The organism is Cyanobacteriota bacterium (genome assembly GCA_025054735.1).
In the GTDB taxonomy this organism is placed as follows: domain Bacteria; phylum Cyanobacteriota; class Cyanobacteriia; order SKYG9; family SKYG9; genus SKYG9.
This window is the reverse complement of the sequence record JANWZG010000190.1, coordinates 1-7,075: the sequence shown is the minus strand read 5'-3', so window position 1 is coordinate 7,075 and position 7,075 is coordinate 1. Positions and strand designations below refer to the sequence as shown.

The window sequence follows — 7,075 nt, the reverse complement described above, 5'->3', positions numbered from 1 at the left end:
CTATAGGACGGATAGTTTGTAATAAGGACTTCAGTCCTTACTACGAACGATGGGCATGTTACTGGCTTTTGGAGAGGTTGTATTAGCTACTCCTTATGCAGGGATGAAGTCAGGATTGGCCTAGGTACAGGCGCATCCTCACGTAGCAGGCCCTTTGACTGCAATTCTGTCCAAAAGTCATTAGGGATAGGTTGCTGGAGCAAATCAATATTTTCATCAACTTGAGCTGGACTGGCCGCACCAGGAATAATCGTACTCACAGCAGGGTGAGCAAGGGGAAACTGGAGTGCGGCTGCCTTGAGCGAGACACCATGAGTTTTGCAGATAGTTTCAATCTGTCGCACTCGATCGAGAATCGCGGGTGGTGCATCAGCATACTCATATTTTGCTCCAGGAATGGCTCCCGTTGCTAAGATGCCGCTATTGTATGTGCCCCCCAGCATGACCCCAATGGTTTTCTGTTGGCAAATGGGAAAAAACTCATCCAGAGCACTTTGGTCTAACAGAGTGTAGCGTCCAGCTAGTAGGAAGCAGTCAAAATCTGCCGCTTGTGCAAAACGAACCAGCATTTGCCACTGTTTCATACCTGCGCTAATGGCTCGGATTGCACCTTCACTGCGAAGTTGTGCTAAGGCTGGAAATGCCTCATCTAGAGCTTGTTGGTAATGTTCATCAGGGTCATGAATGTGAAGTATATCGATGCGATCGACCTGCAATCGGTTTAGACTTTCTTCAAAAGAGCGCAACACACCATCACGGCTAAAGTCAAATCTAGGGCGAAACGGCAATGGTTCTACAAAAATGGGTTTACCGCGATCGGCACCTGTCGTTGGTTCTAAGACTCGTCCTACCTTAGTGGCAAGGACTACACGATCGCGGGGAACCTGTGCCAAGGCAGCCCCCAAGTGCATCTCACTCTTGCCTGATCCATAAAATGGAGCCGTATCAAAGATATTACAGCCACGCTCTAAGCTGCGATAGACAGTTCGTGTAGCTTCTATGTCACTCATCGCTTGATACATGCCTCCTAGGGAGGTGCAGCCCAAACCTACACAACTAACCGATAGACCAGTGTTGCCTAGCAATCGCGTTGCCAATAGACTCATGGTGCAGATACCAACGCCTTCTCCAGTGAATGGGTAGCAACCCTACGAATTTCACAGCCCAATAATCGCGCACAATTCATGGCTTTCACGATGATTTCAGCCGTTTCTCCCTCCACGGTTGAGCTAGCCGTAAAGCCCGCCCCTGCTACTAGCTCTGCAATATCCTGGTCTCTCATCCGGAAGATTGATCGAATCGAGATCAGTGTTTCCAAACAACCAGGTGTTCGTAAAAAGAAGCAACCACCATAATAGCCCCGTGGCTGACCTTCTAAACCTCGAATTGCAGCTTGCACGTGGGAGTGCTGCGACCCAGTTGCTGGGCTGGGTGTTAGTGCGGCTAATCGTCGGAGCAAGGAGGTGTTGTTAACGTAGCAGGTTGTAAAGGCGGAACGAAAGTGCTTAATGGCTCCAAACCCAACGACATCACAATCAATGGTCAAGTTAATGCCGCCAAACATCCCATCTTCCTGCAAACACACTCGCTCTACAAGGTTACGTAAGGCACGGCGAGCTGCCTGATGTTCACTGATGAGACGATTTTTTTCTAGCAACGTTGTGCCTTCTCGAAAGGTGCCCGCCAGTAATTGCACCTCTAGTTGGCAATCACGCATAGCTACAAACCGCTCTGGCGTACAACTGGCCAGTTCCCAGCGATCGGTCTCCATAAAAAAACCTCGTGTAAACCGACTGTTGAGTCCCCGGAGCCAAGCGTCTAACAGCGATGCCCGCATCACTACTGGTATCACTGCCGCAATCACCAGATGATCATCAGCTAACTGCCGCCGCAAATCTAGCCCTTGAGCAACTAACCTGGCTACTCTATCAACCAAAGCGTCATCAACCAACAGGCGATTACGGCTAGAATGCCTTGATACTGCAGGTTTTGTCAGACAATCTCGCGACAAATTTTCAGTCTTGCCAGCTTGCAAAGCAACCAAAATCTGCCTGCCACTCCAACACTCAACCAATTCCCCATGACCTGCAAGCCATCTCACAGGTTGACTCAGCACTGCACTACTCTCAAAGCCCATAATGCCCGCAGCCGATAACTGACAATCATCTAGCCAGCGATCGACCCGGCTGAGTAACCCGCCCAATGATTCTGACGTTGTTCCAAATGATTGCAGTGTTGCAATCTCCCCTTGAGCCATGACATACAACTGGCCGTCTTGTTGAACTATTTCCAAAGTGGATGATGGCGCTAAACACTGCATCAATGTTGTTTCAGTATGCCAAATCCACATGAAGTCTACCTCTTAGCAACGTCAGGCCATAGCCTGAATTACAGTTAATCACTCTGCTAGGCAAGCCACTAGCACACTATGCAGACCGCTGAAAAAGCCTACCATCTTCTATAGTTGAACCCTTACGCCTCCAACACTGGACATTCACCAGACGTTGTATCCATCCTGCCATTTCACTAACATTTCAAGCTTGAAAGGCACCTTACACAAGGCAGTATTGCTCTCTACACAAACACATTGGAGGAAGGCTTTGCGCAAAGTCATTCAACTGTGAACTCAGCCAACTATTCCACAAGTTCAACTACAAACCAACTACTTTTCAGCAGCAGGAATCGTCAACGTCGTACTGGACTCCTTAAATCTATATTCACAGTAGTGCGTCATGGAGGCTATCAACAGAACCTTGATCACTTCCAGCAATAGTTCGGACACTGTTGAGATGGCTTGCCCATCCTGCGGGAAGCAAACTCTATCCCACGACCCCCTGCTCCCAAAAGGGACAGGTAGAACTGGGTTGAAGTACCCCGCTCTCTAGAAGAGAGAAATCTAGGGTGAGTGGGGATGCTAACAGTAAATTACAGGTTCTTAGTACCGTCTTAAAGACTGTCCAGAGTACTGTTCAAGCCGCAATTCAGCGTATCAGCCGTTACTGTGTTGACTGAGCACAACACCAGTGACTTGCACTCAGGGTGTAACTAATTGACTGCTATCACTCAGACACTACCTGCAACCTAATCAACCTCGCGATCGTACAGGAACCCTCAATTTGTTACAAATTCTAACAACTAATGTCGCATTTCTTAACATTGAGGCAGGATGTAATTGCGACTTTTTGTGAAGTTTGTGTACTAACAGTCCGAGATAACAGCATTATCCTGTTCAGAATAACGTCATGCCTTCTTAAAGTTATTGTGATCGCAATTTATCCTGGTAGCTTTGACCCAATTACGTTTGGCCATCTTGACATCATTGAGCGAGGATGTAAACTTTTTGAACAGGTTATTGTTGTGGTTCTACAAAACCCCAACAAGGTTCCACTGTTTAGTGTTCAGGAGCGGAAGGAGCAAATTCGACTCTCTACTAAGCATCTGCCCAATGTCGAAGTAGATAGCTTTGACGGGCTAGCGGTTACCTATGCTAAAGCGCGTCGGGCTAGCGTGCTACTACGTGGTTTGCGGGTGCTTTCAGACTTTGAGCGCGAACTCCAGATGGCACACACGAACAAAACTCTCTCTGACCAAATTGAGACTGTCTTCTTGTCTACTTCTAACGAGTATAGTTTTTTAAGTAGTAGTCTTGTAAAGGAGATTGCCAAGTTTGGCGGATCCGTTGATCATCTTGTTCCTCCTCATGTTGCCGTGGATATATGCAAATGCTACGCCAAGACATAACCAGTTCCAATTCAAACTTAAATGGCTCTAATACCCATCAGAGTAGCTCTGCAAGTTCGGGCTACAGCTCGGCTGATACTTCACGGATGGGCAGTGTGGATATTCAACGGGAGCTTAATAAGCTGGAAGAGCTAATCTTGGATGGGCGACACATCCCACTTAGTCGGTTAACTCTGGTGGATGAGGAGAGTTTACTAGATCAGCTAGATTTCATTCGCATGAGTTTGCCGGCTGCCTTTCATGAAGCTCAGGAAATTGTGCGTCATAAAGAGGAGATATTCTTACAAGCTGAGCAATATGCGCAAGATATTATTGCTGCGGCTGAACGTCGAGCAGCGCAACTTGTTGATGAACTAGGAATTATTCAACAAGCGGAGATGGAGGCACGTCAGCTCATGCAGCGAGTTCAGCAGGACTGCGAAGCTGCACGGCAGCAGATGGTAGCTGAGCTAGAGCGGATGGAGCGACAAGCGCAACAGAAGGCTCAAGAAATTCAGCGGCAGGCGATCGCCGAGCGAGATGCTATTCAAGCTGGGGCTGATGAGTATGCTGATCGTACCCTTGGGGATATTGAGCAACGGCTGGTGGAAATGTTACGGATTACTCGTAATGGTCGTAACCAGCTTCAGGCAGAGGCAGCCAGCAGCCGATCGCAACATAATAACGCCAGCGCTTCTACTCCTCGTTCGTCAACATAATCGGTAACTCCAGGGAATTTTGTGGTCATCACCAAGTCGGCAATAGGCGACGAAGTTGTGCTGCCTCAGGGGACAGCGGTAGCCCTAGGTAGAGGGGTAGCCAGAATATAAAGGCTAGGATGATAAACACGATTAGCATCAAGGTGTTGATTCGCGAGTCTTGATCTCCGTGGAGCCACTGATCACAACACCATGCTAGTGCCAAGGTAGCAAATACCCCTGCCCCCATGTAGTGGTACAGAAAAGCGCATCTACTAACCCTAACCCAAGGCAACAGATTGGCTGCATAATTTACTAACATGTATCCAATGCTCCATAGTTCGAGCACAGGCTGCTGAGCAGTGGCTTTTTCTACAGGCTGCTCAGAGGTTGGTAGAGGGGTCATGGTGGTCTCGTGGGTGCGTGTTACTGCTTGTCGCCAAAGACGTTGACCTAGCTGGACTAGGAGTATCACGATCGCGATCGACGAAGCCCACCATAGGATTGGATTTCCCATGGCATGAACATCATAGACAACCTGAGTCTCACTAGGGGATGGCGGTGGGTTTACGGGTATCGGTTCTGCGGTGTTACGAGCTGTTTCGTAAAGATAGACAACAGGCCGCAGCATAAAAATCCACGTCAGCCATGGTGAGCAATAGGGATGAATTTTGGGGATGCAGAGTGGAGCAGATAGTGTTTTGGTGAAAAAGGCTTTGTGCCAAGGTGTGCAATTGGGATCAGCATAGGGAGTCATGCCACCAATTCGCTGGTGATAGCTGAGAATCTGTTGGTGTACCTCCACAAAGTTGTAGTCTGGACTCAGGGTCAGATGTGGAATCCACAGTAGGCTATAGATGACAACGGGGAGAACGCCCAGAAAAATCATCACCTTGGGCAGCGACAGTTGGGTAAGACGATCAGCCACCGATAGAGTTGATGCTGATGATAGCTGGTCAGCCACAGACAGATGGCGAGGTCGGCGATGCTGAAAAAATCGCACTATCCAAGCGATCGCCCAGATGGCATAGACTCCTAATAAAAACCACAGTCCATTCCATTTGATGGCGATCGAGCAGCCAAAGTTGATGCCCGATAGTATCAACCAAGGAAGTTGCTGATGAACGCGAGGATTAACTGCTAATAGTAAGCACCAATGCCCTAGTAACCCAAATAATAAGAGGTGGACATTGTTAAGGGCGTAGCGCGACTCCACTAACAATAACCCGTCTAGGGCCGTGAAGTACCCTGCTAGCAAGGCAAAACTGCGGCGATAGCTAATTTGGTAGGCAATACCGGCCACGACTAACGGGATGAGTGATCCTAGCAGTGCATTCAGCCATCGATAACTAAAGGTTGAAAGGGTTGAACCAGTTAGGGTGTTGACGGTATCTTGCCCGATCGGTAACCGATTCCCAATCCAGATGCCGATGGCAATTAAGTACTTACTTAAGGGGGGATGCCCATCAAAGAAGGGAGTTTGGGTTAGGTAATTATTGGCAAACTTAGCGTAATACACCTCGTCAAACACCAGCATGTTAAAGCGCCCAAGTCCCCAAAATCGTAAGGCTAATGACAAAAGCAACAGTAGCCCCAAGGCAATCTGAAAACTAGGGAATGCTGATTTTACGTGTGTCTTAGCCATGATTGTCGGGATTAATAGTTAACCCAAAATGATTACATACTGAGGCATTGTTCAATAAAAGCATTGCTAAATATTGAGAGCTTACCCGTTTCAAGCGAACAATCGTTAAACTGTCATAAATTGCTGCCATCGCCAAGGTCAGGCTGTTATCCTAGAACAAACCTATAGGCACTAGTCATCGTTCCTAGTTGTTGTTTGTGGATGCAAGCAGCACGCTAGTCAAGTTAACTTCATTCAGCCTGAATCAGGGTTTCTGCCCCGCTACGTCGCTCCTTCTTCACCCCAGTATCACCATCGTCATTATCATTTCATTGTTGAGCTACTGTCCATGAATCAATTATCTTGCCATCGCCATCCCCACTATATTCGTCGGTTAACGGGGATACTGTTGATGTCTGCTATGACTGTATTGGCTGTGCCTAGCTTGCAGCGATCGGCTTTAGCTGACCTGCGAGATAGCCCAAAGGTAATTGTGGACGAGGCATGGCAAATAGTCAATCGTGACTATGTGGATGGAACCTTTAACCGAGTGGACTGGCAAGCAACGCGACAGCAACTACTTAGTCGGGACTATACTTCCAAGGAACAGGCCTATGAGGCAATTGCAGCCGCATTAGCTACGTTGGATGACCCCTACACCCGGTTCATGGATCCTGAACAGTTTAGCGCCTTACGCAGTCAAACGTCTGGTGAGTTATCGGGAATTGGGGTTCGGCTAAAGGTTGATCGCCAAACCAACATTTTAACCGTTGCAGAGCCGATTGAAGATTCTCCAGCATTTAAGGCTGGCATTCAAGCTGGAGATCAACTGCTGGCGATCGATGGTAAGTCTACTGAAGGTATGAGTGTTGAGTCAGCCTCTAAGCTGATTCGTGGTGAGGCGGGCAAACCTGTGCAATTGCGATTGCGTCGCGCCAATCGTGGTGAATTTGAGCTGCGCATTGACCGTGCCCAAATCGAACTGCCAACAGTTTATGCCTATCTGCGCAAAGAGGGTAACCATAATATTGGC

Annotated in this window: 6 protein-coding genes; 3 read left to right on the top strand and 3 right to left on the bottom strand. The window is 48.1% G+C overall.

Annotated elements, in window-relative coordinates; translation table 11 throughout:
* Positions 1-86: 86 nt before the first annotated feature.
* Together NZ772_10475 and NZ772_10470 are read right to left on the bottom strand one after the other, a co-directional pair.
* Positions 87-1,106, bottom strand: coding sequence for an aldo/keto reductase (locus NZ772_10475; GenBank protein ID MCS6813976.1), 1,020 nt, complete (start codon positions 1,104-1,106; stop codon positions 87-89).
* Positions 1,103-2,350 (bottom strand): chorismate-binding protein, encoded by a 1,248-nt coding sequence (locus tag NZ772_10470; protein MCS6813975.1) that lies wholly within the window; start codon positions 2,348-2,350, stop codon positions 1,103-1,105. Before NZ772_10470 ends, NZ772_10475 begins: the two co-directional genes overlap by 4 nt.
* 911 nt (positions 2,351-3,261) lie before the next feature.
* Between NZ772_10470 and coaD the strand changes: the two genes are divergently transcribed.
* Both coaD and NZ772_10460 read left to right on the top strand, forming a co-directional pair.
* Positions 3,262-3,741, top strand: coding sequence for a pantetheine-phosphate adenylyltransferase (gene coaD, locus NZ772_10465; protein ID MCS6813974.1), 480 nt, complete (start codon positions 3,262-3,264; stop codon positions 3,739-3,741).
* An 86-nt stretch (positions 3,742-3,827) separates the two neighbouring features.
* On the top strand, positions 3,828-4,439 hold the full coding sequence (locus NZ772_10460; protein MCS6813973.1) for a hypothetical protein: 612 nt from the start codon (positions 3,828-3,830) through the stop codon (positions 4,437-4,439).
* Positions 4,440-4,467: 28 nt separating this feature from the next.
* Here the strand turns inward: NZ772_10460 and NZ772_10455 are convergent, their stop codons facing one another.
* Positions 4,468-6,063, bottom strand: coding sequence for a phospholipid carrier-dependent glycosyltransferase (locus NZ772_10455; GenBank protein ID MCS6813972.1), 1,596 nt, complete (start codon positions 6,061-6,063; stop codon positions 4,468-4,470).
* A gap of 328 nt (positions 6,064-6,391) precedes the next feature.
* Here NZ772_10455 and NZ772_10450 point away from each other — a divergent pair.
* Positions 6,392-7,075, top strand: a 684-nt coding sequence (locus NZ772_10450) for a PDZ domain-containing protein (protein MCS6813971.1), incomplete at its 3' end; no start/stop codon positions are given.